This is a genomic window from Methylobacterium sp. Leaf123 (assembly GCF_001423405.1).
Taxonomy (GTDB): domain Bacteria; phylum Pseudomonadota; class Alphaproteobacteria; order Rhizobiales; family Beijerinckiaceae; genus Methylobacterium.
This window is the reverse complement of the sequence record NZ_LMNS01000023.1, coordinates 256,063-282,685: the sequence shown is the minus strand read 5'-3', so window position 1 is coordinate 282,685 and position 26,623 is coordinate 256,063. Positions and strand designations below refer to the sequence as shown.

The following is a 26,623-nucleotide window of genomic DNA, read 5'->3' as shown; positions in this document are numbered from 1 at the left end:
GCGGCATCGACGGCGCAGCGGCGCCGACCACCCTCTTCCCGAAAGACCCCTCTCGATGTCGCTCACCGCCACCATCCTGCTGATCTACGCCGCCTGCCTCGCCGGCACCATCGCCAGCCCGGCCCGATCCCACGACGATCGCCCCCCGGACGGGCCGGGCACCCGGCGCCTGCTGGTGGCACTCCTCGTTCCCGCTCTGGCGCTGCTCGCCGGTCTCCAGGCCCCGCCGGCCCACGCGGGCGAGCCGGCGCCCCGGACCGTGAGCGGCCCCGCCACGGTGATCGACGGCGCGACCCTCGACCTCGGCGGCCGGCGCCTGCGGCTCTACGGCATGGATGCGCCCGACCTCGACCAGACCTGTTCCGACGGGCACGAGCGCGACTATGCCTGCGGCCGCGCCGCCGCCGCGGCGCTGACGGCGCGGATTGGCGGGGAGAGCGTCACCTGCGAGCTGCGCGAGGCGGATGGCAGCGCGACCGCCCTTTGCCGTCGGGACGGCGAGGACCTCGCCGCCTGGATGGTCGCCAACGGCTACGCCATCGCCGACCGCAGCGCGCCGGCCGCCTACGAGGCTCAGGACCGGCGCGCCTGGGGGCGCCGTGTCGGGCTGTGGTCGGGCGTGTTCGAGATCCCCGCCGACCGGCGCCGGATGCGCCGCGCCAGCGTCTCGCTCTGAGGCGTGATCGCGGCATCACCCGCGCCGGGCGAGCCCGCCGGCGAAGTCGCGCAGGGCGGCTTCCACCAGGGCGGCGACCTGCGCTTCCGTCTTCGGCGCGCGGATCACGAGGCTCGCCATCACCTCCGGATGGACCCGCCGCTGCTTCGGGGTGCGGGCGTGGTTCGACAGGCGCAGCCGCTCCGGCCCCTCGCTGCGGGCGAGATAGAGGCTGTCGCCGCGCTCGTTGCGGGCGGTTTCGCGAAAGCCGTGTGCGGTGAGCAGGCGGCTTGCGAGGGCGAGCGCCTCACGGGGCGGGAGCGGGGCCATCGGCTCAGGCGACGGCGAGAACCGCGAGCGGCAGGGCCGCCGCGACGAGCGCGGCGAGCGCGGCGGGGGCGACGTAGCGCGGCCGGTAGGACAGGAGCAGCACCAGCCCGAGCGCCGCGCCGGTGAGCGCGCCGATCCACTGCACGGGGCCGAACGCCCAGCCCTCCCACAATCCGGCAACGAGGAGGGACAGCGCGATGGCGCCCCAGCCGAACAGGCGCAGGCGCAAGACCGCCGCCCGTTCCGCCTTGCGGTCGAAGACCTCCGCATGGTGCCGGTTGAGACTCAGGCAGAGGGCGGCGAGCGCGGCAAAGCTCAGGGACAGATTCACGGCCAGGACGAGAGGCGTCATGCGTGGGTCGGCTCGGGGCGCCGCGCGGGCCGGCGGGCGGGGGAGGCGGGAACCGTGGCTGGCTTCGCAGCGCGTTTGGGCGCCTCGTAGCGCAGGATCTTGCGGGCGGCGACGGCGAACAGGGCTGCCAGCAGCAGCATCGCCCCGTCGAACCATACGAAGATCGGGTCACCGCCGCCCAGCCGCAGGGGGTGGTCGGGGATCGTCAGGATGTCGGCCGCGACCACGGCAAGGCAAAGCACCGACACGGCGGCCAGACCCTCGCACCACGCCCGGCGCTGCGGACGGACGAGCGGCACCAGGGCCGCGACGATCCAGGTGCCGAAGAAGACGCGGATCTCCCAATCCTCGCGCCCGGCGAGACCGAGGGGCAGGAGCCGGTTGGCGATGAAGAAGCAGGCGATGGCCGCCGGCAGGCCGGCGATGCTGCCGACATTCAGCGCCTGGACCAGCCGCAGGCCGAAGAAGGGCCGCTCCCCCGCCTTCGGCAGGCGGGCCAGCGACCAGAGCACGACGCCGGTCGCGACCATGGCGCAGCCCATGATTCCGCACAGGAAGAACACCAGCCGCAGCAGGGTGCCGGCAAAATGCGCCTCGTGCAGGCCGGTCATCACCGTGAAGGTCTTGGCCGCGGGCTTGAGGCCGCCGTCGCGGACTTCGAGGATCGCGCCGCTCACCCCGTCGAAGGCGATCTGCGGATGCTCGTGCGAGAGGCCGTGCGGCTCCTCGAACACCGCGACCACGGTGGCGTTGGCGTCGCCCGGATTGACGATCATGAGCCGCTCCAGCGGCTCCGGCCGGGCCGCGACCGCCTGCTCCACGATCGGCCCGAGCGGCGCGAGCGGGGCGGCCTGCTTTGCCGGCGGGCGCGGCGTCGTGATCCAGTTGGCCTCGGTGAAGAAGGTCTGGGTGTTGCCCTTGTAGGCGGTGTTCACGCCCCAGGGCATGTAGAACGTCGCGAGGGTGACGATCCCGGTATAGGTGATCATCACGTGGAACGGCAGCGCCAGCACGCCGGTGACGTTGTGCGCGTCGAGCCAACTGCGCCGGGGTGCCTTGTCCCGGCGGAAGGTGAAGAAGTCGGCAAAGATCCGCTTATGGGTGACGATGCCGGAGATCAGCGCCACCAGCATGATCATCGCGCAGAGGCCGACGACCCAGCGCCCCCAGAGCGGCGGCATGTGCAGCTCGAAATGGAAGCGGTAGAGGAAGTCGCCGCCCTGCGTGTCCCGCACGCTGGCTTCCGTTCCGGTGCGCGGATCGAGCAGGACATGGCCCGGACGCTCACCGGGACGGGCGCGCCAGAACAGGTCGAGCACCGGCCTGTCCGGCTGCGGCAGGCCGACGAACCACGTCCGCGCCTTGGTCGCGTGCTGGCCGAGATAGGCCACCGCATGCTCGGCCGCGGCCCCGAGGGCGGCCGCCTCCACCGGCTCGGCCTGCGTGAATTCGGGTCGCATCCAGCGGGAGATGTCCGGCCGGTAATAGCTCGCGGTGCCGGTGACGAAGATCGCGAACAGCACCCAGCCGACGATCAGGCCGGACCATGTGTGCAGCCACGCCATCGATTGGCGGAAGCTTCCCTTCATGGCGTGGATCCTCCCATCGCCAACCAGAGGAGGGCGCCGAGCACGAGGGCCGTGCCGGCCACGGTGAGGAGCGCCCGCAGCAGCGTGCGCGACGCGAAGACGATGACGACGATGCCCGCCATCACGGCGAAGCTGAGCAGGGTCGCCGTCGCCACCGCCTCGGAGCGCGCCATCGGCAGGGTCAGCGACAGGAGCGCGGTGGCGAGCGCGGCGATCCCGTAGCCGCCGCCCGCCGCCAGCACGACCCTTCCGGCCACGGAGGCCCGCTCAAGCGCCGTCGTTCTACCCTGTGCCGCCATGCGCCGCCTCCTACCAGCGGTAGCGCAGGGTTGCATAGACGGTCTGCGGCAGGCCGTAATAGCAACTCGTATAGCCGTTGCAGCCGCTGACATATTGTTCGTCGAGGAGGTTGGTGGCGTTGACCTGCATCGAGAAGCCCTGGAGCGTCGCGTCGAGGTACTTCAGCTCATAGTTGAGCGTGGCGTCGACGAGCACGCTGGCTGGCACTTTGAAGGTGTTGGCGGCATCGCCCCAGGACGGCCCGAGGTAGCGCACGCCGCCGCCGACCTCCAGGCCGAGGAGCGGCCCCTCGCTGAAGCGGTAGGTCGCCAGAAGCGAGGCGGTGGAATCCGGCACCAGAACCGGGCTGCGGCCCTGGAGCGGCACCGTCTGGCCGGGGGTCAGGTCGTTGGCGGTTCGGCCGTCGTCCCGCACGTTGCGGATGTCGAGGAGCGAGAAGCCGCCGACCAGGGTGACGCCCTCGGTCAGGTTCACCCGCGCCTCGAACTCCATGCCCTGCACGCCGACCTGACCGGTCTGCACGACGAAGCCCTGGCGCGTCGGGTCCGCAGTCGTGCGGTTCGACTGGCGGATGTCGAAGAAGGCGGCGGTGAGCAGGATGTCGGTGCCGGGCGGCTGGTACTTGATGCCGGCCTCGTACTGGTCGCTCAATTGCGGATCGGGCACGCGGCCGACCGTGCCGAAGGCCGGGTCGAACACGCGGCCCGCGACGATCGGCTCGAAGGCCTGACTATAGGACACGTACGGCGCCACGCCCGAATCGAACAGGTAGAGCAGGCTCGCCCGGCCGGTGAAGGCATCGGCTGGCGCGTTCTGGAGTGTCAGGGTGCTGGTGCCGTTCGCGGCGAAGGAGCGGGTCGGCCCGGTCTGGCGGGCGACGTCGTAGCGTCCGCCCAGCGTCAGCACGAGGCGGTCGAACTTCATTTGATCTTGGAAGTACACGCCGGTCTGCTGCGCATCGACCCGCGAGACGGTGTTGAAGGCCGGGAACGCGATGTTCATGTTGTAGTTCGGCGTCAGCACGTTCAGGTCCGGCGCGTCCGGGAACGGGGAGCCGCTCGTCCGGGTGCTGAAGGTCCGGTGATCGACGCCGAGCAGCGCGGTGTGGGCGATGAAGCCGGTGTCGAAGTTGGCGACGAAGTTGCTGTCCATCGTGTAGGCTTCCGCCGCCACGTTGGTGCCGATCACGGCGCGGGGGAGCAGCGGACCGAAGGCGAACGGCCCGTTGCGGGGATTGAAGGCGCTGTAGACGCTGCGGTAATCGCCCTGGGTGCGCAGGTAGCGCCCGGCCGAGTGGAAGCGCAGGTTCTCGCTGAAGCGGTGGTCGAACAGGTACTCGATCGAGGCCTGGGTCCGGTCCGAGCGCTCGATGCCGCGGTCGCCGTCGTAGAAGTTCACCGGCAGGCGGCCGATGACGCCGTTGCCGAAATTGCGCGGGAACACCGTGCCCACCGCCGGGAAGCCGCCGTAGAAGCCCGAGAACGGATCGCGCTGGTAATTGCCGATGATCGTGAGCTGGGTGTCGGCGGAGGGGCGCCATGACAGGCTCGGGTTGATCAGCGCGCGCTCGACCCGCGTCGTGTCCACGGGGCCGTCGCCGTTCCAGCCGAAGCCGACGATGCGGTAGGCGAACTGGTCGGCGAGCCAGGGCACGTCGGACGGGATCGGGCCGCCGACATCGACGCCGCCGCGCACCTCGCTGAAGCCGCCGCCCTGGACGAAGACCTCGCCGTGCCGGACAAATTGCGGCACCTTCGACACGAGGTTGACGATGCCGCCCGGGCCCGACTGTCCGTAGAGGACCGAGGCCGGGCCCTTGATGACGTCGATGCGCTCCAGCCGATAGGGATCGATCGTGGCGTTGGCGTCGCGCCCTGCGACCAGCGCCATGCCGTCGAGGAAGACCGGTGCGTTGAAGCCGCGGATCAGGAACTGCTCCAGGCGGGTCGAGCCGGCGCCGCCGCGCTGCTCCGTGGTGACGCTCGGGGTGTAGCGCAGCGCCTGGTTGATGCTGAGCGCGTTCTGATCCTCGATCTGCTTGCGGCCGATGACGGAGATCGACTGGGCCGTCTCCAGGATCGGCGTGTCGGTCTTGGTCGCGACGGTGCTGCGGCTGGCGACATAGCCCGGCACCGCGCCCGAGGCGCCGCCGGGGCCGTACAGCGCGCCGCCGAGCGTGGCGCCGCGGCCCTCGCCGGTGACGCTCAGCTCGGACAGTTCGACGGCGCCCGCCGCCTCCTGGGCGAGGCCCGGCCCGGCGAGGCCGAACAGGGCCGTTCCCGACAGGAAGGTCGAGGCAAGCAGGCGCGAGATCCAGCCCGCACGCGGAGCCGGCCAAGCGTAAACGGCGCGATCTTCGAACATCTTTTCCGGTACGCTTTTAACTCAGGTTATAAAAACCCAAGGAGGCACAACGAGTTGTGCCCCGCGTATGACAAACACCGAATGATGCATGCAAGATCTATGTTTTATAACTGTTATAAATACAAATACTTGAACGCTCGATTCTGTTTGTGCGCAACCGTTTTTACTATCTGATATTTTCCAGTCCTGTTGCGGTTCGGCATCGGTTGCGCTGGCTCGGACAACAGGCTCGGGACGCGGCGCTACAGGCCGGTTCGGTCCCCTTCGCCCAGGAGTTGCCGGCGATGGACCGGATCCCAGATGCCTTCGAAGACCGGCGCCGGGCCTTTCAGCGCCTCGGGGGCGGGCGTCACCGCGTCCGGAGCGATCGGCTGTTCCAGGGCGGGAGCGAGGGACAGCACGGCCGCAAGGGTGCCGATCACGCACAAAGCCGTGATCGCCCAGCGCGGCGCATCCCAGCTATGAAGAAGCACGGACCCGGCCGCGAGGAGCGCGGCGGCTCCGACGAGTTTGGGAAACATCGACGGCTCATTCGATACGACTCCGCCCTCCGGTGCGAGCGGGATGCCAACGTGTTCTGTGCCAAATTGGGGCGGGGGCCGAGTTTCGCACCCTGTCCCGGCTGACGGCCGTCCGGCCCGACGAGGCCGCATCCGACCTGATGGCATCAGGATGGTGTCTCTAGCCCTTTGTTTCAACACGCTTTCTTTCGCCGGTCCGGCGTCGATTTCGTCGCAAGGCGCTTTCGGCGGTTTGAGCGCAATCGATGCGGGATGCCGTGACGGAGCGACGGGTCTGGCCCGCTCTGTGTCACACAGCCTTGCGCAATAGTGATCGAATGCGCCAAAGACCTGAACCATATTTCATGCTAGGGGCGGGCAACGGTTCCACGATCTCGACGGATCGGGAGGCGAACCAATTCGGCGAGGGAGGCCGACCCTATGACAAGCCTGTTGACCGTGATGGCTCTTCTGATGGCTCCCGTGGGGGCTCTTGCGTTCGGCGCCTGGATGTTCGGGCGTCTTCGTCCCGCGTCCTGACGCACGGCATCGCCGCCCGCTCGATCGGGCGGCGGCGCTCCGATGCGACGTCCTGCCGATTTCCGACACAAAGCGGCATCACCGATGGGGCATCGTGGCCCGCGTGCCGGCGAAGGGAGATCCTGCGCATGACGATTCTGCTTCGGTTCACGGGCCGCCTGGCCTCCGCAGCGCGCGCGATCGTGCGCCTCTCGCCGAAGGTGATTCCGCTCGCGCTCGTTTCGGTGATCGGCCTCTCGGCCGGCCGGCCAGCGGATGCCGACCGCGACGGCGATAGCGACGAGACGACCCGCTCCATCGTCTACCGCCACTACATCTGAGCCCATGCCGGCCGCGCGAAGAGGCGGCCCGTCCGCCTCGGGTGCGAGATCGGCCCGCGCTCGGTGGTTCCAGCTCGCGCATTCCTCCGCCGGTGACGGCTCGATCCCCGAGGCGAATGCCGACATCGAAGAGGCGGACACCGCGGCAAACGCTTCGAATCCGGGGCCGCCCCCGAAAAGCCCGGACGCATCGTCCAGCGCACGTTCGGCGAGGCGATACCCAAATGCTCCGCGCCGGGCAGGATGCGATCGAAAGCGCCTCTTACTCCTTGTTCCGAGTTCTGCTCTTTCGCTGAACTGGCATCCACTTCGGTGGAGTGCGCCCTAGCCCGGAAGAGCGCCGTGGAATACCGCTGCGCGCATGAAGCCCGGATCGGGCGCGGATACGGTCTGCCCCAAGTCAAATGTTGAATCCGATGCTGAGTCGGATCTCAAGTCTGGCGCACGGGGGATGACCATGGCCGACGTCACGTTTTCTCAGTCAACACTTGCCGGTTACTCGGGGCTGGCCTCGGCTCTGCAATGGGGGCCGGATGGGCGCCTCTACGTCGCCGAGCGGTTCGGCAGCATCAAGGCCCTGACGGTCGCGCAGGAGGGCAACGGCTACGTCGTCACCAACACGGAATCGATCGACCTCATCCTCAACCTGCCGAACCACAACGACGACGGCGCGCTCAATGCGGCCCTGAAGGAGCGGCAAGTCACCGGCATCGTCGTCACCGGCACCGCCGACAACCCCGTCCTCTACGTCACGTCGAGCGACCCGCGCATCGGCGCCGGCAATGGCGGCGAGGACACCAATCTCGACACCAATTCCTCGATCCTTTCGCGCCTCACCTTCGATTCCGCGACCGATACGTGGAAGAAGGTCGATCTCGTGCGCGGCCTGCCCCGCTCGGAGGAGAACCACTCCGCCAACGGCATGGCGATCTCATCCGACGGCAAGACGCTCTACCTGGCGGTGGGCGGCAACACCAATGCCGGCGCGCCCTCCAACAACTTCGCCGGCCTGCCGGAATTCGCCTACGCGGCCGCCGTGCTCAAGGTCGATCTCACGGCGCTCGACGCCATGACGCTGAAGAACGCAAGCGGCCTCAACCCCTATCTCTACGACCTGCCGACCCTCGACGACCCCTACCGCCCCAATAACGGGACGGCCGGCAACGAGAATCCGGACGGCTCGGATGTCAGCGGCCCGTTCGGCGGACGCGACGGGTTCAACATGGCCAAGATCACCGCCGACAGCCCGGTGCAGATCTACTCGCCCGGCTACCGCAACGCCTACGACGTGCTGCTGACCTCCGACGGCAAGATGTTCACCTACGACAACGGTGCCAACAACGGTTGGGGCGGGCGCCCGTCGGATGCCAGCGGCAACGTCGTGACCAACCAGAACCAGATCCCGGTCAACACGCCCGATCTCGACGGCGGCACCAAGCGGCTCAACTACGACCAGCTCCACGAGATCACGGGGGAGGGCTATTACGGCGGCCACCCCAATCTCGTGCGGGCCGTGGGGGGCCAAGCCGGCTGGCTGCTGACGCCGGGGGCGGGCGTGACCGGGGCGACCTTCCTGCCCCACGGCAGCGCCGGCCTGCCCGCCGATTTCGACTCGGTGATCCCGGCCGGCACCGCCGACCCGCGCGAGAGCGTGTTCTTCGAGGGCGGCATCAGCGACGGGGCGCTCGATACCGGCCAGGGCTCGCTCAACGGGCTGGCCGAATACACCGCCTCGACCACCTGGGCGACGGCCGATGGCGGCACCACGAGCATCAAGGGCGCGATCCTCGTCACCGATCTCGCAGGCTATCTCCACATCATCCCGCGCAACGCCTCGGGCGGGGTCGACACCGCCCTCGGCGCCGCGGGCCAGATCGTGGCGGCGGACAAGCAGGTCGTGCCGATGGGCGGTGGCGCCCCGCTCGGCATCGACGCGGTCGGCGACGGCAAGCCGTTCGCGGGCACCGTCTGGGTCACGACGCTGGCCGACGGCAACATCAAGGTGCTGACCCCGGGCCCCACCAACCCGCAGAACCTCGATCTCGACGGCGACGGGATCAACAACACGCTCGACCCCTTCGCCCTCGACCCCGACAACGGCACCGCGGGCACCGACGTGATCTCGGGCGGCGAAACGATCGTGTTCAACTTCGAATCCGGCTCGATCCCCGGCACCTTCGGCGGCAGCGGGCTCACCGGCGCGATGATCAACGGGCTCGACCCGTTCCTCGATGGCGGCCTCTACACCTCGGCCAACATCATCGCGGGCGGCGCGGGCGGCGTCATCCAGTTGAAGAACGTGCAGGAGGGCGACTTCACCGAGGGCAACAACACCCTCAAGGACGCGCTCCAGGCCGGCGTCACCTTCGATGACAGCGTGGCGAGCGCCAACGTCACCATGACGATGGCGAACTGGATTCCGAACGCCACCAGCAATGGCGGCTTCCCCTCGGCCGGCCTGCAGATCGGCACGGGCGACCAGGATAACTTCATCAAGCTGGTGCTCGGCGGGCGCGGCGAGAGCGCGGGGGGCAAGTATACCAGCGCGATCTTCGAGACCTCGATGGAGAATCTCGGCGTCGCCCAGACCAGTGCTGTCACCAACAACGCGCTCCTGAGCGCGACGAGCGCGAGCTGGGTGCAGCTGCGCCTCGCGGTCAATCTCGAGGCCAACACGGTCACGCCCTACTGGCGCTTCGGCACCGGGGCGGTCTCTTCCGCCACCGACGCGAACACCGCGTTTACCGCCGGCACCAGCCTGAGCGTGGCGAGCGGCAGCGCGCTGCTGAAGGCGATCCAGGGCGATTACACCGTCGGCGGCAAGGCCAGCGGGATGGCGGTGGGCCTGCTCGCCACCTCCAACGACGGCGAGGCTTTCACCGCCGATTTCGACGGGATTACCATCACCACCACCGCCAAATCGGGCACGACGAACCCGGTCGTCGCCGCGATCAATGCCGGCGGCGCGGCGCTGACGCAGGACGGGATCGGCTTCTCGGCCGACCAGTACTTCACCGGCGGCGCCACCTTCATCGACGGCGCGGGCGGCAACGGCCTGCAAGCGGCCTTCACCAACACCGTCTACCAGACCGAGCGCTACGGCAATTTCAGCTACGCCATCCCCGTGGCCAGCACGAGCCAGGCCTATACGGTCGAGCTGCGCTTCGGCGAACTCTGGTGGAGCAATCCGGGCCAGCGCGTGTTCGACGTCACGCTCGAAGGCCAGACCATCCTCAACGACCTCGACATCCTGGCCCAGACCGGTAGCTTCAACACGCCCTACACCTACGTCTCGGGCCCGATCACGGCGGGCGCCAACGGCACGCTCGACCTGCAATTCGCCAACGGCATCGACAACGCCAAGCTCAGCGGCATCGTCGTGCGCCAAGCGAGCGGGGGCGGCGGCGCCGATATGACCAAGCCGACGGTGGGGCCGTTCACGGTCCAGGCACCCGTGGCGGGTGACGCGAGCGCGAGCGTCACGGTGGTCTATAACGACGCGTCGGGCATCAACCTCGCCAGCATCACTGCCGCCGACATCGCGGTGACGGGGCCCGGCGCGGTCGGGGCGATCACGCTGCAATCCAAGACGAGCACCAGCGCGACCTCGGCCACCGCCACCTACATCGTCGCCGCCCCCACCGGGGGCTGGACCAACGGCCAGTACACCGCCACCGTCAAGACCGGTGAGGTGTCTGACGCCAGCCCGGCGGCCAACACCAACCTCGCGGCCTCGCAGCTCTTCTCGGTCCAGACCAGCAGCGCGGGCGGGATCGTCGCGGCGATCAATGCGGGCGGCGGGGCGCTAATCCAGGACGGGATCAGCTTCTCGGCCGACCAATACTTCACCGGCGGCGCCACCTTCATCGACGGCACCGGCGGCAATGGCCTGCAATCGGTCTTCACCAACACCGTCTACCAGACCGAGCGCTACGGCAATTTCAGCTACGCCATCCCCGTGGCCAGCGCGAGCCAGGCCTATACGGTCGAGCTGCGCTTCGGCGAGCTGTGGTGGAGCAACCCGGGCCAGCGGGTCTTTGATGTGTCGCTGGAGGGCCAGACCGTCCTCAACGACCTCGATATCCTGGCCCGGACCGGCAGCTTCAACACGCCCTACGCCTACGTCTCAGGCCCGATCACGGCGGGTGCCAACGGCACGCTCGACCTGCAATTTGCCAACGGCATCGACAACGCCAAGCTCAGCGGCATCATCGTACGGCAGGCCACGGGGAGCACCGACACGACCGGACCGAGCATCGGCGCCTTCACCGTCGACGGTCCTGCCTCCGGCACGGGTGGGGCCAGCGTGACGGTGGTCTACAACGACGCCTCGGGCATCAACCTCGCCAGCATCACCGCCGCCGACCTCGCGGTGACGGGAGCCGGTGCGGCCGGGGCGATCAGCTTGCAATCGAAGGTGGCGACCAGCGCGACCTCGGCCACCGCCACCTACCTCGTCGCTGCCCCGGCGAGCGGCTGGGCCGACGGCTCATACACCGCGACCGTCAAGGCCGGCGAGATCGCCGACGCAAGCCCGTCGGCCAACACCAACGCCGCCACCTCGCACCCTTTCACCATCGACGTGACGCCCGGTGGCGACACCCTCGTCATGGCCATCAATTCCGGCGGGGCGGCGCATACCCGTGCAGACGGAACGGTGTTCGAGGCCGACACGGCGGCCGCCCCCCACCGCTTCTACGTCGCCGGCCAGGACGGGAACGCGACCTATTCCGACGTCGATCCGATCGCCGGCACCACCGACGACGCACTCTACCAGAACCAGCGCTTCGGCTGGGCCAGCGCCTCGACCACGGATGCCGACGACGGCCGCTTCGGCTACGCCATCAAGAACGCGAACGGCAGCGCGCTGGCCTCCGGCTCCTACGAGGTGATCCTGCACTTTGCCGAGATCTACAACCAGCCCGACGATCCGAGCGGCCTCAGCGGGGCGGGCCAGCGCCAGTTCCATATCGGCATCGAGGGCACCACGATCACCAATTACGACATCTGGGCGGCGGCTGCGGCGGGGGCGACCGCGACGACCCTGACGCGGACGGTCTCGGTCACCGACGGGACGCTCGACCTCGCCTTCTGGCAGGGGGCGGCCGAGAATCCGACCGTGGCGGCGATCGAGGTGTGGAAGGTCAATCCCGCCTCGGTTCAGGACGGCCTGTTGGCCTAGAAATTGATCCCGTCTCGGTTTCTCTTCCGGCGGCGTGCGACCTCTCGCCCGCCGCCGCCCTCGCGAAAGGTCTGACATGTCCTCCGATCGCTCCAAGGCCTTTCCCACGCCCGTTCCGAAGCTCGAGCCCAACACCTTCGCCTTCGAGCAGTTGCCGATGGTCAAGCCGACGGGCTTTCGCGAGTACGACGCCCGCTGGCTGTTCCCGCAGGAGATCAACCTGATGGGCGTCCAGGCGCTCGGGCTCGGCCTCGGCACGCTCATCTTCGAGCGCGGCGTGCGCCCCGATATCGTCACCGGCCACGACTTTCGCGCCTACTCTTCCTCGATCAAGCTCGCGCTGATCGCCGGGATGCAGGCGGCGGGGCTGCGGGTGAAGGATATCGGCCTCGCGCTCTCGCCGATGGCCTATTTCGGCCAGTTCGCCCTCGATTGCCCCTGCGTGGCCATGGTCACCGCCTCGCACAACGACAATGGCTGGACCGGCGTGAAGATGGGCGCCGAGCGGCCCATGACCTTCGGCCCCGACGAGATGGGCCGCCTCAAGGAGATCGTCACCACGGGCGCGTTCCAGTACCGCGACGGCGGCGCCTACGAATTCGTCTCCGACTTCGCTCAGGTCTATCTCGACGACCTCGTGGCGCGCGCCAAGCCCGTCAGCCGCAAGCTCAAGGTCGTGGCCGCCTGTGGCAACGGCACGGCCGGCGCCTTCGCGCCTGCGCTCTTGGAGCGGCTCGGCGTCGAGGTGATCCCGCTCGATGTCGAGCCGGATCACAGCTTCCCGCGCTACAACCCGAACCCCGAGGACATGGCGATGCTGCACGCCATCGCCGACAAGGTGCGCGAGACCGGCGCCGATGTCGGCCTCGGCTTCGACGGCGACGGCGACCGCTGCGGCGTGGTCGATGACGAGGGCGAGGAGATCTTCGCCGACAAGATCGGCGTCATGCTCGCCCGCGACCTGTCGAAGATTCACCCGAACGCGACCTTCGTGGTCGATGTGAAATCGACCGGCCTCTACGCCGCCGACCCCGAATTGCAGGCTCGCGGCGTGCGCACCGATTACTGGAAGACGGGCCATTCCTACATCAAGCGGCGGGTCAACGAACTCTCGGCCCTGGCCGGCTTCGAGAAGTCGGGCCATTTCTTCTTCAACGCCCCGGTCGGACGCGGCTACGACGACGGCCTGCTGACCGCGATCGCGGTAATCGAGATGCTCGACCGCAACCCGGGACAGACCATGGCCGACCTCTACCGGGCGCTGCCGAAGACCTGGGGCTCGCCGACCATGTCGCCGCATTGCGCCGACGAGGTGAAGTACGGCGTGGTCGATGCGGTGACCGAGCGGTTCCAGGCGCTCCAGGCCTCGGGCGAGCCGGTGGGCGGCCATCCGATCACCAGCCTCGTCACGGTCAACGGCGTACGCGTGACCACCGCCGACGGCACCTGGGGGCTGGTGCGGGCCTCCTCCAACAAGCCGGAACTCGTGGTGGTGGTGGAAAGCCCGGTCTCCGAAGCGCGGCTGCGCGAGATGTTCGCGGCGGTGGATGGCGTACTGCGCCAGCATCCGGAGGTCGGCGCCTACAACCAGACGATCTGAACACACCTTCTGCCGGAGGCGCGTGAGAACGGCTCCGGCGGATCACCTCGGTTTTGGCCGCGTCTCCCCTCGCCCCGCCTGCGGGGAGAGGGCCGCGTCTCCCCCTTGTCGGGGAGCGCGGCGAGGCGGCAGCCGAGGGTGAGGGGGCGGTGCCGGAGGAGCCTCATCTGGCACCTCACCCTCGCTCCGACTTCGCCCGGCCGGGCCGTCAAGCGTGGCCGTTCCGCAACAGATCGTTCGTCTGTCAGAAAATTTCCGACAAAGTCACGCGAGAAAACAGTATTAAGCTGAACCGTTTTCGCGCGTCCATACCTCGGTGGGAGTAGTCCTCACGGGGTACGTTGCAGATTTACGCAATCGATTGACCCGACAGCATTCGTTAGGCCCCGGCTCCGTTGCGATCATCGCATCTCAAGGAGCCATCATGCCTGCGGGCCAAACCTACAGCACCACCCCCATCCGCACGACTTACGACGGACAGGTTATCGAAAATCTGGATCTCTGGGTCTCTGACGGCGACGCCATCCGCGTCGATCACGACAACGTCGTCATCCGCAACGTCACCATCCACCACGCCGACGGCAACGGCATCGTCGTCGAGGATGTCAGCGGCGTCACCGTCCAGAACAGCCTCATCGTCAATTCCGACCCGCCCACGGGCAACGGCGGCGAGACCGATGCGGAGACCACCGGCATCCGGGTCGTCAACGCGTCCGGTTTCACCGCTTCGCACGTGACCCTGCAGGACAGCGGAACGGGCATCTATCTCGGCCAATCCCCGAACGCGAAGCTCTCCTATATCGAGGGCCACAACTTCCACGGGCCGTTCCCCGGCGGTCAGCTCGTTCAGTTCTACCAGTCGCCGAACGGCAGCCTCTCGGACTTCGCCGTCAGCAACGATCCGGGCCACTCGCATGTCGAGGACAACGTCTCGATCATCGACAGCCAGAACGTCTCGATCGCCAACGGCGTGATCGACGGCAACAACTCGCCGAGCGGTGCCGGCGTAATGTTCGAGGGTAATTCGCAGGGGGGGCACGTCCAGAACGTCGACGTGATCCACATGAGCAATGGCGGCTTCTCGTCCTATTCGGACGACGTGTCCTTCGTCGACACCCGCTCCTTCGACAACGATGCCGGCGACCAGGGCCGCGGCGTGTCGCTGTCGAACGGGCTGATCTGGAACACGAGCGGGCACAACGTCACGATCGAGGATTCGACCTACACGGATCCGGGCGTTCCCAACAACATCGTCTGGGGAACCTCCTCGGCTGGCGCCGACGTGTCGGCGGCCCCCTCGGCCACGCCGATGACGCCGATCCACAACGTGTTCGACGGGACGGCGACGGGCAGCGCGCCGGTTGCGACGCCGGCCCTGGCCCCCGCGCCGACCCCGGCCCCGACCCCAGCCCCGACCCCGACGGTCACGGCCCCGGTCGCCAGCCCGGCGCCGGCCGGCACGGGCCTTGATCGGGACGGCACGGCGGCCGCCGACACGATGACCGGCTCGCGCTTTTCCGACGATCTCGACGGGCGGGGCGGCAACGACACGCTCAACGGGATGGCCGGCGACGACCGCCTCTATGGCGGGGCCGGCAACGACCGGCTCGACGGCGGCAGCGGCACCGACCACCTCTGGGGCGGCGCCGGCGCGGACCACTTCGTGTTCAAGGCCGGCAACGGCACCGACTGGGTCGAGGACTTCCAGCTCAGCGGCACTGCGCAGGACGTCGTCGAAGTGAGCAAGGCGATGTTCGGTTCGTTCAACGCCCTGCTCTCCGCGGCCCATGATGTCGGCTCCGATGTCGCCATCACCTCGGGCGCCGACACGCTGTGGCTCGCCGACGTTCACAAGGCGCAGCTCTCGGCCGGCGACTTCCTGTTCGTCTGAGCATTTCCCGCGAAGCGTCCGGTGCACCGTCACGTCCGAAGGGACGCGGGCCGGTCGCCGGATGCTGCGCGGGGCAGGCTTGAAGCGCCTTTCGGTCGTGGCCGCGGGATCCTCCGCGGCCCCGGCCGGCGGCGGCGCGCCACCGAATCGCGCTCTACCCGATCAAGCGTGGCCACACGGCCACATCGGTTGTGCGCTGCGAAAAATATCGGGCCGCGGTGCCTTGGCTAAAAGCTTTACGGCTAATGACTTCCCAGGCTGAATAGGGCGAATGGCCTAGCGCAGATTAATTACGTTGCAGATTTGCTAGGTCGATCCACTGATTCTATTCATATAGTTATTGATTTTGTTGTAATATTAACAAATGGAGCAAATATGCCCACGGGTTTGACCACAAGCACCACGCCCATCCGTACGACGCAGGCCGGACAGGTCATCGAAAATCTGGATCTCTGGGTCTCCGACGGCGACGCCATCCGCGTCGAGCACGACGATGTCGTCATCCGCAACGTCACCATTCATCACGCCGACGGCAACGGGATCGTCGTCGAGGATTCCAGCGGCGTCACCGTCGAGAACAGCCTGATCGTCCATTCCGATCCGCCCAACGGCAACCAGGGCCAGGCCGGCGAGGCCACGGGCATCCGGGTCGTCAATGCGCCGGATTTCACCGCCTCGCACGTGACCCTGCAGGACAACGGCACCGGCATCTATCTCGGCCAGTCGCCCGGCGCGACGCTCTCCCACATCGAGGGCCACGACTTCCACGGGCTCTATCCGTCGGGCCAGTTCGTCCAGTTCTACCAGTCGCCGAACGGCAGCCTCTCGGATTTCGCTGTCACCAACGATCCGAACGGATCGCATGTCGAGGACAACGTCTCGATCATCGACAGCCCCAACGTCTCGATCAGCAACGGCGTGATCGACGGCAACAACTCGCCGAGCGGCGTCGGAGTGATGTTCGAGGGCAACTCGCAGGGTGGCCAAGTCCAGAACGTCGACGTGATCCATATGGGCAATGGCGGCTTCTCGTCCTACTCGGACGACGTGACCTTCATCGACACCCGCTCCTTCGACAACATCGTCGATGACCAGGGCCGGGGTGATCCCCTGTCCAACGCCGTCATCTGGAACGCGACCGGCGACGGCGTGTCGATCCTCGACTCGACCTACACGGACCCGGCGGTGGCCAACAACATCGCCTGGGGCCCGTCCTCGGCCGGCGCGGACGTGTCGGCGGCCCCCTCGGCCACGCCGATGACGCCGATCCACAACGTGTTCGATTGGGTGGCGGGTACGGTCGGCGCCGTCGCCGGGGCCGTCACGGGCAACAGCCCGGCATCGCCCGCGGTCGCCGCCTCACCCTCCGGCACCAGCCTCAACCGCGACGGCACCGCCGGGGCCGAGACGATGACCGGATCGAGCGCCGCCGACGACCTCGACGGGCTGGGCGGCAACGACACGCTCAACGGGCAGGCCGGCGACGATGCGCTCTATGGCGGGGCCGGCAACGACCGGCTCGACGGCGGCAGCGGCACCGATCATCTCTGGGGCGGGGCCGGGGCAGACCGGTTCGCGTTCAAGGCCGGCAACGGCGCCGATTGGGTCGAGGATTTCGAGACCGGCGGCTCCGCGCCCGACGCGATCGAGATCAGCCGGTCGATGTTCGGCTCGTTCGATGCCGTCATGGCCGCGGCGCAGGATGTCGGCACCGATGTCGCGATCCGCTCAGGATCGGACACGCTCTGGCTCGCCGACACCCAGAAGGCCGAGTTGAACGCCGGCCATATCCTGTTCGTCTGATCCCCCAGGGGATTGCGGCCGGGGCTGCGGGAGATCCTGCGGCCCCGATCCGCATTGGCGGGGATTGCGGGCGGCCAGGACCCGCTCGATCCCGGCCCGGAACGCGGCGAGCGTGCCCAGCGGCCGGGCGCAGCCGCCGCAGGCGATGGCCGCCTCGGCGGTCGGGTCCGCCGGCCAGGTGACGGCGGGGGAGCCGCAAGCCGCGCAGGCGAAGGTCCATTCGCTCACGAGGATTGCCGCCCCCAGGCCTGCTGCGGATTGCGCGCCCATCACGCGCTGTTCCGGTAGTAATGCGAGAAGTCGCGGTAGAGCGTGCCGCGATCGGCGGCGCGGCCCTGGTGGCGCTTCAGATCGACCTTGTTCAGGACGAGCCCGGCGACCGTCAGGCCGAGCCGGTGCATATAGGCGAGGCTCGCGGTGACGGCGGCCTTCTGCGTGCCGTGCCACGCCACGACGTGGACCACGGCATCGGCGTGCTGGCGCAGGAGCGCGACGTCGCCCAGCAACAGTACGGGGGGCACCTCCACGAGGATGATGTCGTAGCGCTCGCGCGCCTCCCGCACGAGCATGCCGAAGGTCGGCTCGGCGTAGATGTCGTGTCCGTCCTTGAGGCCGGAAACGCGGCGGATGGTCGAGATGCGGCCCTCCGCCTCCTCGTCGTCGGCGGGCGTCTCATGCCCGAGATTGCCGTGGCGGCCGTCCTCGATCGCCGCGCGGCGCGGCGAGCCATCGAGGATCAGCACCCGGCGCCCCATCGCGGCGAGCGAGCGCGCCACCGAGCGGGCGACGACGGACTTGCCCTCGCCGGGCATCGCCGAGGTGACGAGGACGACCTTGAGCGGCTCGCGCACCGCGACGAGTTCGGCCACCGCCGCCCGCACCGCCTCGCGGAAGACGAGATCCTGCTCCAGGCGCTCGCCCGATTGCGCGCCCGCCGGCCGGTTCGGCAGCAGCGCGAGGCAGGGCAGGCCGGTCTCGGCCTCCATCTCGCCCTGGCTGCGATAGCCCCGGTCGCGGCGGTCGAGCCCGAGCGCCAGCACCGAGCCGGCGCCGGCCCCGGCGAACAGCCCGAGCCCGAGCACGAGGCCGAGGCCGGGCCCGGTCGGCAGGGTCGGCACCTTGGCCGGCGCCAGCATCTGCGCCATCACCGGCTTGAGTTCGCTCAGCGCGTTGGCGGTCTGGTAGCCCTCGTCGAGGACGCGCAGGCGGTCGCGGGCGGCGGTCGCGTCGGCCTGGAGTGCGCGGAGCTTCGATTCGAGCGCCTTGCTCTCGATGAGCGAGCGGCGCACGGTCGCGACCCGCGCCTCGGCCGAGGCTTCGAGCCCGCGGGCGGCGCCGAGATCGACCTCGACCAGTTTCAGCACCTCGGCCATGCGCAGTTGCAGCCGCTGCTGGAGCGCGGCGATCGAGGCCTTGAGGCGCAGCACGCTGGGGTGGTTGTCGCCGGAGACGGCGGTGAACTGCTCCAGTTCCTGGCGCAATTTGCTGTCATCGGCCAGCATCTGCTGGATCACCGGCGAGATCGTCGTGTCGGAGGCGTTCGGCACGCCGCCGAAGCGCATCACGTCCCCGGCGCGCTGGAGCCGGGCCTCCTCCGCCAGCCGCTTGGCCGAGGCGCTGGAGAGTTCGGTCAGGGCGTCGCGCAATTGCTGCTCGCGCAGGTCCACGCCCTCGCGCACCGACTCGACGAACCCGGTGCGCTTGCGGAAGGCGTCGATCTCGCCTTCCAGCCGAGCGAGTTCGCCGCGCGAGACCTGGATCTGCTCGGCGTACCAGCGGCTCGCCCGCTCGGTGGCGAGCGAGGCCGCCTGCATCTTACGGGCGAGATACTCGGTGGCGAAGGTGTTGGCGGTCTCCGCCGCCCGCTTCGGATCGCGGTCGCGGTAGCCGATGGTGATCAGGTAGGCCTTGGCGTCGTTGCCGACGGTGAGCCCGCGCAGGAGCCGCTGGGCCTGGGAGTCCCGCTCGGTCTCCTGCTGCGCGGTGTCCTCCGGACGGCTGCCGGGGAGGGCGGGCAGCGCGGCCTGAACCCGATTTTCGAGGGCCTGCCTCAGGGAGCCGACCCATCCCGCGGATGCTTCCTTGCCGGCCTGCCCCGCCTGGGCCGCCTGCTTGGCTTGCCCGGCTTCCTCGAGCCGGCCCGCCACGGATTGCGCGATGGCAAAGGAGCGGATGATGCGCGCCTCGCTCTCGACGACCGAGGCCGGTTCGAGGGCGATCTGCGGGCCGGACTTGCCGGTTCCGCGCACGTCCTGGGTCTGGCCGAAATCGAACTGGAGCAGCACCTCGGCGACGTAGCTCGGCGGCAAGGCGAGCGAGGCCGCCCCGGCCGCCAGGGCCGACAATCCGGCGATCGAGGCGATCATCAGGCGCCGCCGCCACAGCACCGCGAGGGCATGCCCGGTGACGGCCTCGTAATGGGAGGTCAGCGATCGCCCGCCGCCGGGCGGGTCGGCTTCGTGGAACGGATCCATGGGTCACGCCTGCGTCGGGATCGAAAAAGGAGAGCGCATCGAGGGGGGGAGGGGCCGAAGGGGCCCCTCGTCAGCGGGCGCCTTTGGCGGTGAGCACCGCCGGCACCGTCTCGAGGAGGATGTACAGGTCGGTCCAGATCGACCAGTTGCGGATGTAGAAGCTGTCCTGCTGCTCCTGGACCGTGAGGTCGCCGTCGCTGCGGGCCGAGATCTGCCACAGGCCGGTCAGACCCGGCGGTACGCTCGTCCGCAGCGCCTGGAAGGCCGGGCCGAACCGCTCGGTGTGGTAGGCGGGGAAGGGGCGGGGCCCGACCACGCTCATGTCGCCGCGCAGCACGTTGAGGAGTTGGGGCAGCTCGTCGAGGCTGGTGCGGCGGATGAAGCCGCCGATGCCGGGCAGGACGCGCGGATCGTTGCGCAGCTTGCAGAACCGGTCCCATTCGCGCCGGGCGGCCTCGTCGGCGGCCAGATGCTCGGCGAGCCGTTCCTCCGCATCGCGGAACATGCTGCGCAGCTTGTACACGCGGATGGTGCGGCCATCCCGCCCGACGCGGGGCTGGACGTAGAAGGCCGGGCCCGGATCGGCGATCTTCACCGCCAGCGCCAGCACGCCGATCAGCGGCCCGAACACGAGAAGGGCCGGCACCGTCACGGCAAGGTCGAGGGCGCGCTTGAGGCGCAGGTTGTGCGGCAGGAAGATCGCCCGGCGCACCACGAGCCCGACCACGGGACCGAGGCAGCGGGTCTGGAGGCGCACGGTCTCCACCTCCGGCGCGTGGTGGGCTACGAGCACCTGCCGGAACGGGTGGCGGGTGAGCCAGGCGAAGCGGGCGGGCTCGCGCTCGCCGGGCGTGCAGATGGCGACTTCGGCCGCGTCGAGCAGGCTCGCCATGCGCTCGGCCGCCCGCTCGGCGTCCTCCGCCGGCCCCGGCGGGACGACGGTGCGGAAGGGCTCGACGGCTTGATCGGCGCTCCGGACGATGCCGATCGGTCTGAGCCCGAGTTCCGGCCGCGCGGCGAGGCTGCGGGCGAGTTCGGCGGCGCCCTCGCCGTAGACGATGGTCGCCGCCCCCCACATGCCCCGCCGGACGAGACGCGCACGCACGAACCCCTCCGCGTAGTGCCCGAGCGGGATGGCGAGGAGGGCGGCGATTCCGGTGGCGGCCCAGGACCACGGCCAGGACCAGGGTCCGCCGCCGACCAGGACGGCGGCGGCGAAGGCGAGGGCGGCGGCCAGCCCGCGGCGGCGCAGCCGCTCGATCGGCTCCGCCTCGATCGGCTCGTAGAGGCCGCACAGGGCCAGGGTGCCGATCTGCAGGGCGCACCAGCCGATCAGCAGGGCCGGTGCGAGGCCGGAGGCCGCTCCGGCCGCCGCCATGACGATCAGGCTGCCCCCGCAGGCGGCCAGCACGGCGACGACGTCGCCGCCGAGCAGGGCGCCGGTGACGATCCGGCGCCGCGCTTCGGCGATCGTCTCGGCGCGTCCGGACCGGGCGGGTCCGAGACGCTCCTTGAGACGCTCTTTGAGGCGGACTTGCAGGCGCCCCTGCCAGCCGGCTCCGCCGGACGGCACGAGGCCGGTATTTGCGACATCGACGTCCGGCATGGGCTCGCTCGTGCTGCGTGACGGGCGGGAGGGGCGGGCGGAAGGCGCGGGATCGGCCCGCGCTTACTCGGCGGCCTGCCGGGGGGCGGTGTCCGCCTGCGCCGCCTGGGCCTGCCGGATCTGCTCGTCGATCCAGCGGTAGGTCGGCTGCAGGCCCTCGCGCAGGTGGATGCCGGGCTCCCAGCCCAGAACCTCGCGCAGGCGGGTGTTGTCGCTGTTGCGCCCGCGCACGCCCTGCGGCTTGGTCAGGTCGAACGATTTGTGGATCGTCTTGCCGGAGACTTCGGCCACGAGATCGACGAGGCCGCTGATGCTGACGAGTTCGTCCGTGCCGAGGTTGAGCGGCCCGTGATGCTCCGACTGCATGATGCGGTAGATGCCCTCGACGCAGTCATCGACATACATGAACGAGCGGGTCTGCTGGCCGTCGCCCCAGATGTCGATCGTGCCGCCATCGGGCGTGCGGGCGATCTTGCGGCAGAGCGCGGCGGGCGCCTTCTCCTTGCCGCCGTCATAGGTGCCGAGCGGCCCGTAGACGTTGTGGAAGCGGACCGAGCGGGTCGGGAAGCCGTAATCCTCGGTGAAGTACTGGCAGAGCTTCTCCGTGTAGAGCTTCTCCAGGCCGTAGCCTTCCTCCGGCGCGGCCGGGAAGGCATCCTCCTCCTTCAGCGGGATCACGCTCGGCACGTCCTGCAGGTGCTGCGGGTAGACGCAGGCCGAGGAGGAGAACAGGAACCGCTCGACCCGTGCGTCGAAGGCGGCCTTCAGCATCTGCGCGCTGATCATCGTGTTGTTGAACGTGATCGAGGCGTGCGCGCCGGAGATGTAGCCGATCCCGCCCATGTCGGCGGCGAGATTGTAGACTTCGTCGACGCCCTTCACCGCCTCGCGGCATTCCTCGAAGGACCGCAGATCGGCGAGCATGAACTCGTCGGCGTCGCTGTGCCCGAAATCGGGATATTTAATATCGACGCCGCGGACGTGATAGCCGTGGCGACGCAGGTACGTCACCAGATGTCCACCAATGAAACCGCCGGCCCCGGTAACAACTGCGCTCTTCGACATGGGTGTGACGCCTTTTCTGCTTTGGCGCTTCCATTCTTATTTCGAGGGCGGTCTGAGCATATCTTCTCGATGGGCGATCATACTTTCGCGCTACGGTAATCCTTTGGGGCGCTGCGCGACCAAGTGGGGCCGGGCCCGTCGAAAGAGAGCCCGACGAAGCGCGTGCCGGGTGCCCCGCAAGAGCCCCGCCGCTCGCGATATCGGCATGAGAACGGCTCTTGAATGAACACGACCGGAGACCCGATCGTGTCGGATCGGGCCACGTCTCCGGATCAGGGTCTGAGGCACCTGTCGCCAGCGGGTTTCCTCGCCCGCGACAGGTAACGAGCTATTGACGCAAAGAATTTTTCCGAGACGCTGAAATCATCTCGGGGACGGACTCTAGAAAGATCGACGCGTCCGCGACGGCGTGTTCAGGAGCTGGACCGCGGCGCGCAGCATGAATTCGGGCACGATCCGTCCGTAGCGGCGCGCCAGCCGGCGCGGCTCGGTGCCGAGGCGGAAGGCCCATTCGAGCCCGCGCCGCTGCATCCAGGCCGGTGCCTGCCGCTTGGTCCCGGCGAGGAAGTCGAAGGCCGCGCCGACGCCGACCATGACCGGCACGTCCAGCCGGTCGCGGTGGCGCGCCATCCAGTATTCCTGTTTCGGGGTGCTGAGGCCCACCCACAGGATGTCGGGCGCCGCCGCGTTGATGCGTGCGACGATCGCCTCGTCCTCCTCCGGCGTGGTCGGGCGGAAGGGGGGCGAGAAGGTGCCGGCCACGGGCAGGTCGGGGAACTGCTCCGTCAGCCGCGCGGCCAGCCGCTCGGGCAGGCCGGCGCCGCCTCCGAAGTAGTATTGCCGGTAGCCCTTGCGGGCCGACAGGGCCGTCAGCGCGCGCATGAGGTCGGGTCCGTAGACCCGCTGCGTGCGCGGAAAGCCGAGCCGGCGCGCCATGAAGACCAGCGGCATCCCGTCCGGCGTGACGAGGCCGGCGCGCTCGTGGATCGCGCGCAGGGCGCGATCCGTCTGGCACTCGATGACGCCGTGGGCGCCGGTGATGCAGACGTAGTGGCGCTGGCGGGCGAGGATCCAATCCTCGACCGCCATCACTGCCTCGTCCAGGGTGATCGCGCTGACCGGCACCCCCAGGATCGGAACGCGGGGGAGGGGCGCGCTCATGAGCCGGTCTTCGCGAGTTCCACCTTGGCGAGTTCGGGCAGCGCCGGCTCGAAGGGTGTCACGCTCGAGCCGGAGGCCGAGAGCAGCGTCTCGAAATAGGCGATCGTCCGCGTCAGCCCCTCGTCGAGCCCGATCTTCGGGGTCCAGTGCAGCATCGCCTTGGCCCGGGTGATGTCGGGGCAGCGCTGGCGCGGGTCGTCCTGCGGCAGCGGGCGGTAGACGATCTCCGAGCGCGAGCCGGTGAGCGCGATGATCCGCTGGGCGATCTCGGCGATGGTCACCTCGGTCGGGTTGCCGAGATTGACCGCGCCGTCGAGCGTGCCCTCGACGTTCATCAGGCGCATCAGCCCCTCGACGAGGTCGTCGACGAAGCAGAAGGCGCGGGTCTGGCGGCCGTCGCCGTAGAGGGTGATCGGCTCGTTCCGCAGCGCCTGCACGACGAAGTTCGAGACGACCCGGCCGTCGTCGCGGTTCATCCGCGGCCCGTAGGTGTTGAAGATGCGCGCCACGCGGATCGAGACGTGGTGCCGGCGCTGGTAGTCGAAGAACAGGGTCTCGGCGCAGCGCTTGCCCTCGTCGTAGCAGGCGCGCGGGCCGCTGACGCTGACGAGGCCGCGATAATCCTCCGGCTGCGGGTGCACGTCCGGATCGCCGTAGATCTCGCTGGTGGAGGCCTGGAGGATCGGGATGCCGAGCCGCTTGGCGAGCCCGAGCATGTTGATCGCCCCGATCACGCTCGTCTTCGTGGTCTGCACCGGGTCGCGCTGATAGTGAATCGGCGAAGCGGGGCAGGCGAGATTGTAAATCTCGTCCACCTCGACATGGAGCGGGAAGGTCACGTCGTGGCGCATGACCTCGAAGCGCGGATTGCTCAGGTGCTGGGCGAGGTTCGACCGGTCGCCCGTGTAGAAATTATCGACCGCGAGCACGTCGTGTCCCTGCGCCACCAGTCGATCGCACAGGTGGCTGCCGACAAATCCGGCGCCACCCGTCACGAGAATACGCTTCTTCATCGCTCGACGTCTCCCATTGTCGGTCAATCCCAGCTTAGGAGACCTTGATCGGGTGCGGCATTGCTGTTTCGAGGAAGACGCGGCGTCCTGCGTGCGAAGGCGGTTTACCACGATCGGGAGGCGCGAGCCCCTTTCTTGCCGTGGGCCAAGCGGCCCGCGCGGAATCGGTTCCCAACCGCGCCGCGGCGCCGCAACCGGCCCCGTCGGACTAACCCGGTCGCGAACCCCGAGGTGACCGAATAGCCAGAGCCAACGGGAAGGGGCTCTGGCATTCAAACAGGGCGTCACGACAGCCCGGCCGCCTCCCGGTTCTCCCCCGGTTGCTCCCTCGAGCACGGAGGGCTTCGGGCCGGCACCGCCGGGGTACCGGCCGAGCGGGCACGTCTCCCGAATGGGTAGATCTCCCGAACGGTCGCGTCGCCGGCCGGCGCCCGGCAAGCGGCCTGAGAGGCGAAGGCATGCTCGATTTCAGGACATTTCGGGTTTGGGACGGCGAGAGGCGCCGCGCGGCGCTCGGCGCGATGCTCGGCTCAAGCCTCGTGCTCCTTCTCGCGAGCACGCCCCTGGCGGCCGAGGCGCAGGCTCCGGCGGCGCTGCCGGAGCCGTCGGCCGAGACCGCGCTGCTGCTGTCGAGCGGCGACAAGGTGACGATGGTCGTCTTCGGCCAGACGGACCTGACCGGCGAGTACGTGGTCGATGCGGTGGGTGACCTGAACCTGCCGATGGTCGGGCGCGTCCGAGTCGCCGGGCTGTCGCCCGAGCAGGCGGAGACCCTGGTGCGCACCCGCCTCAATGACGGATTCCTGCGCTCGGCCACCGTCAGCCTGCGGCTGTCCGAGATGAAGCCGGTCTACGTGCTCGGCGAGGTGCGCTCGCCCGGCAGCTACACCTACCGCTACGGCCTCACCGTGCTCGGCGCGGTGGCGCTGGCCGGGGGCGGACGGGTCGGCGACCGCTCGATCACCGAACTCAAGGGCGAGGTGCTGACCGCGCGCGAGCGTCTGCGGAGCCTGGAACTCGCCCGGCTCGCCCAGCGCGCCCGGCAGCTCCGGCTGGAGGCCCAGCGCGACGGACGGACGAGCTTCGTCTCGGACGAACTGATCGGCCCGGAGGCGACGGCGCTGATGCGCGGCGAGCAGGAGATCTTCTCGCTCCAGCGCGAGACGGAGCGGAGCGAGGTCGGCCTGCTGCGCCAGCAGGTCGAGCGGCTGGAGACCGAGCGGACGTCGCTGACCCAGCAGCGGTCCCTGATCGAGGAACAGGTGAAGCTGACCGAGGCCCAGGTCCGCAACTACGCGCGGCTGACCGATAACGGCCACGGCCTGCAGACGATCATGGTGGACCGGCAACGGGAGAACGCCCGGGTTCGGGCGGAGATGGCCCGGATCGACGCGGAACTCGCCCGCAACGGCACCGCCACCGGCGAACTGACCCTGCGCCAGCGCGACACCGAGAACGGCCATCGCCGCCGGGTCGTGGCCGACCTTCAGGCCACCCGCCAGCAATTGCTGGAGACGGAAGCGAGCCTGCCCATCGCCCGCGACCTCTTGGAGAGCCGCGCCCGGCGGCTCGCGGCTTCCGACGGCGGCACCGAGTCCACCGGCTGGAACGTCGAGGTGACGCGGACCCAGCGCGACCGGGCGGTGACGTTCCGGGCCACCCTGACCTCCGTGCTGCTGCCGGGCGACGTCGTGCAGGTCTCACCCGCCAAGGCCGGCACCGGCGAGGCGCCGGCTCCCACCCGTAGCGGGGCGGCCGCTCCCGGCCCCGTCTCGCAGGCGGCACCCGCCCTGCGCAGCGCGGTCGAAACCCCCTGACCCTTTTTCCCAAGTTCCTTTTCCCAAACCCCTTTTCCCAAGTCCCAGCACAAAAGGACGC

At 69.1% G+C, this 26,623-nt stretch carries 18 protein-coding genes; 7 read left to right on the top strand and 11 right to left on the bottom strand.

Annotated features, from left to right (window positions below; all coding sequences use genetic code 11):
- Nucleotides 1-55 precede the first annotated feature (55 nt).
- Nucleotides 56-676 carry a thermonuclease family protein gene (locus tag ASF53_RS15035; RefSeq protein ID WP_056199804.1) on the top strand — a complete coding sequence of 207 codons (621 nt, stop codon included), beginning with the start codon at nt 56-58 and terminating at the stop codon, nt 674-676.
- A 15-nt stretch (nt 677-691) separates the two neighbouring features.
- Here ASF53_RS15035 and ASF53_RS15030 read toward each other — a convergent pair whose 3' ends face one another.
- From ASF53_RS15030 to ASF53_RS15005, 6 genes are all read right to left on the bottom strand, one after another.
- Nucleotides 692-985 carry a hypothetical protein gene (locus ASF53_RS15030; RefSeq protein WP_056199801.1) on the bottom strand — a complete coding sequence of 98 codons (294 nt, stop codon included), beginning with the start codon at nt 983-985 and terminating at the stop codon, nt 692-694.
- A 4-nt stretch (nt 986-989) separates the two neighbouring features.
- A complete protein-coding gene (locus ASF53_RS15025; protein ID WP_056199799.1) occupies nt 990-1,337 on the bottom strand; it encodes a DUF3325 domain-containing protein in 348 nt (115 codons plus the stop codon).
- A complete protein-coding gene (locus ASF53_RS15020; protein ID WP_056199795.1) occupies nt 1,334-2,926 on the bottom strand; it encodes a PepSY-associated TM helix domain-containing protein in 1,593 nt (530 codons plus the stop codon). The genes ASF53_RS15025 and ASF53_RS15020 overlap by 4 nt, the downstream gene beginning before the upstream one ends.
- Entirely contained in the window at nt 2,923-3,225 is a 303-nt protein-coding gene (locus ASF53_RS15015) for a hypothetical protein (RefSeq protein WP_056199792.1), read from the bottom strand. The genes ASF53_RS15020 and ASF53_RS15015 overlap by 4 nt, the downstream gene beginning before the upstream one ends.
- A 10-nt stretch (nt 3,226-3,235) precedes the next feature.
- Nucleotides 3,236-5,590, bottom strand: coding sequence for a TonB-dependent siderophore receptor (locus tag ASF53_RS15010; protein ID WP_056199789.1), 2,355 nt, complete (start codon nt 5,588-5,590; stop codon nt 3,236-3,238).
- A 242-nt stretch (nt 5,591-5,832) separates the two neighbouring features.
- Entirely contained in the window at nt 5,833-6,111 is a 279-nt protein-coding gene (locus tag ASF53_RS15005; RefSeq protein ID WP_056199786.1) for a hypothetical protein, read from the bottom strand.
- Nucleotides 6,112-6,758: 647 nt separating this feature from the next.
- Here ASF53_RS15005 and ASF53_RS15000 point away from each other — a divergent pair.
- The 5 genes from ASF53_RS15000 to ASF53_RS14980 all read left to right on the top strand — a co-directional run bounded on the left by ASF53_RS15000 (nt 6,759) and on the right by ASF53_RS14980 (nt 17,426).
- A complete protein-coding gene (locus ASF53_RS15000; RefSeq protein ID WP_056199783.1) occupies nt 6,759-6,950 on the top strand; it encodes a hypothetical protein in 192 nt (63 codons plus the stop codon).
- Nucleotides 6,951-7,407: 457 nt separating this feature from the next.
- Nucleotides 7,408-12,132 carry a malectin domain-containing carbohydrate-binding protein gene (locus ASF53_RS14995; RefSeq protein ID WP_056200188.1) on the top strand — a complete coding sequence of 1,575 codons (4,725 nt, stop codon included), beginning with the start codon at nt 7,408-7,410 and terminating at the stop codon, nt 12,130-12,132.
- Between the two features lie 76 nt (nt 12,133-12,208).
- A complete protein-coding gene (locus tag ASF53_RS14990; RefSeq protein ID WP_056199781.1) occupies nt 12,209-13,732 on the top strand; it encodes a phosphomannomutase/phosphoglucomutase in 1,524 nt (507 codons plus the stop codon).
- Nucleotides 13,733-14,156: 424 nt separating this feature from the next.
- Nucleotides 14,157-15,623: a calcium-binding protein gene (locus ASF53_RS14985; protein WP_056199778.1), complete on the top strand. Its 1,467-nt coding sequence runs from the start codon at nt 14,157-14,159 to the stop codon at nt 15,621-15,623.
- A gap of 375 nt (nt 15,624-15,998) precedes the next feature.
- A complete protein-coding gene (locus ASF53_RS14980) occupies nt 15,999-17,426 on the top strand; it encodes a calcium-binding protein (protein ID WP_056199774.1) in 1,428 nt (475 codons plus the stop codon).
- A gap of 269 nt (nt 17,427-17,695) precedes the next feature.
- Here ASF53_RS14980 and ASF53_RS14975 read toward each other — a convergent pair whose 3' ends face one another.
- The 5 genes from ASF53_RS14975 to ASF53_RS14955 form a co-directional block, all read right to left on the bottom strand.
- Nucleotides 17,696-19,900 (bottom strand): GumC family protein, encoded by a 2,205-nt coding sequence (locus tag ASF53_RS14975; protein ID WP_056199771.1) that lies wholly within the window; start codon nt 19,898-19,900, stop codon nt 17,696-17,698.
- Between the two features lie 70 nt (nt 19,901-19,970).
- A complete protein-coding gene (locus ASF53_RS14970; protein ID WP_056199768.1) occupies nt 19,971-21,506 on the bottom strand; it encodes an exopolysaccharide biosynthesis polyprenyl glycosylphosphotransferase in 1,536 nt (511 codons plus the stop codon).
- A gap of 63 nt (nt 21,507-21,569) precedes the next feature.
- Nucleotides 21,570-22,571, bottom strand: coding sequence for an NAD-dependent epimerase/dehydratase family protein (locus ASF53_RS14965; RefSeq protein ID WP_056199764.1), 1,002 nt, complete (start codon nt 22,569-22,571; stop codon nt 21,570-21,572).
- Nucleotides 22,572-22,952: 381 nt separating this feature from the next.
- The gene (locus ASF53_RS14960) at nt 22,953-23,732 is read right to left on the bottom strand and encodes a WecB/TagA/CpsF family glycosyltransferase (RefSeq protein WP_056199762.1); all 780 of its coding nucleotides are present in this window, start codon (nt 23,730-23,732) and stop codon (nt 22,953-22,955) included.
- Complete coding sequence (locus ASF53_RS14955) at nt 23,729-24,745, bottom strand: UDP-glucuronic acid decarboxylase family protein (RefSeq protein ID WP_056199758.1); 1,017 nt, start codon at nt 24,743-24,745, stop codon at nt 23,729-23,731. Before ASF53_RS14955 ends, ASF53_RS14960 begins: the two co-directional genes overlap by 4 nt.
- A gap of 458 nt (nt 24,746-25,203) precedes the next feature.
- Between ASF53_RS14955 and ASF53_RS14950 the strand changes: the two genes are divergently transcribed.
- On the top strand, nt 25,204-26,562 hold the full coding sequence (locus tag ASF53_RS14950) for a polysaccharide biosynthesis/export family protein (protein WP_056199754.1): 1,359 nt from the start codon (nt 25,204-25,206) through the stop codon (nt 26,560-26,562).
- The last annotated feature ends 61 nt before the right edge of the window (nt 26,563-26,623 follow it).

Coding starts and splice junctions, on each gene's coding strand:
- ASF53_RS15035 (WP_056199804.1), top strand. CDS start 56: ATGTCGCTCACCGCCACCATCCTGCTGATCTACGCCGCCTGCCTCGCC.
- ASF53_RS15030 (WP_056199801.1), bottom strand. CDS start 985: ATGGCCCCGCTCCCGCCCCGTGAGGCGCTCGCCCTCGCAAGCCGCCTG.
- ASF53_RS15025 (WP_056199799.1), bottom strand. CDS start 1,337: ATGACGCCTCTCGTCCTGGCCGTGAATCTGTCCCTGAGCTTTGCCGCG.
- ASF53_RS15020 (WP_056199795.1), bottom strand. CDS start 2,926: ATGAAGGGAAGCTTCCGCCAATCGATGGCGTGGCTGCACACATGGTCC.
- ASF53_RS15015 (WP_056199792.1), bottom strand. CDS start 3,225: ATGGCGGCACAGGGTAGAACGACGGCGCTTGAGCGGGCCTCCGTGGCC.
- ASF53_RS15010 (WP_056199789.1), bottom strand. CDS start 5,590: ATGTTCGAAGATCGCGCCGTTTACGCTTGGCCGGCTCCGCGTGCGGGC.
- ASF53_RS15005 (WP_056199786.1), bottom strand. CDS start 6,111: ATGTTTCCCAAACTCGTCGGAGCCGCCGCGCTCCTCGCGGCCGGGTCC.
- ASF53_RS15000 (WP_056199783.1), top strand. CDS start 6,759: ATGACGATTCTGCTTCGGTTCACGGGCCGCCTGGCCTCCGCAGCGCGC.
- ASF53_RS14995 (WP_056200188.1), top strand. CDS start 7,408: ATGGCCGACGTCACGTTTTCTCAGTCAACACTTGCCGGTTACTCGGGG.
- ASF53_RS14990 (WP_056199781.1), top strand. CDS start 12,209: ATGTCCTCCGATCGCTCCAAGGCCTTTCCCACGCCCGTTCCGAAGCTC.
- ASF53_RS14985 (WP_056199778.1), top strand. CDS start 14,157: ATGCCTGCGGGCCAAACCTACAGCACCACCCCCATCCGCACGACTTAC.
- ASF53_RS14980 (WP_056199774.1), top strand. CDS start 15,999: ATGCCCACGGGTTTGACCACAAGCACCACGCCCATCCGTACGACGCAG.
- ASF53_RS14975 (WP_056199771.1), bottom strand. CDS start 19,900: ATGGATCCGTTCCACGAAGCCGACCCGCCCGGCGGCGGGCGATCGCTG.
- ASF53_RS14970 (WP_056199768.1), bottom strand. CDS start 21,506: ATGCCGGACGTCGATGTCGCAAATACCGGCCTCGTGCCGTCCGGCGGA.
- ASF53_RS14965 (WP_056199764.1), bottom strand. CDS start 22,571: ATGTCGAAGAGCGCAGTTGTTACCGGGGCCGGCGGTTTCATTGGTGGA.
- ASF53_RS14960 (WP_056199762.1), bottom strand. CDS start 23,732: ATGAGCGCGCCCCTCCCCCGCGTTCCGATCCTGGGGGTGCCGGTCAGC.
- ASF53_RS14955 (WP_056199758.1), bottom strand. CDS start 24,745: ATGAAGAAGCGTATTCTCGTGACGGGTGGCGCCGGATTTGTCGGCAGC.
- ASF53_RS14950 (WP_056199754.1), top strand. CDS start 25,204: ATGCTCGATTTCAGGACATTTCGGGTTTGGGACGGCGAGAGGCGCCGC.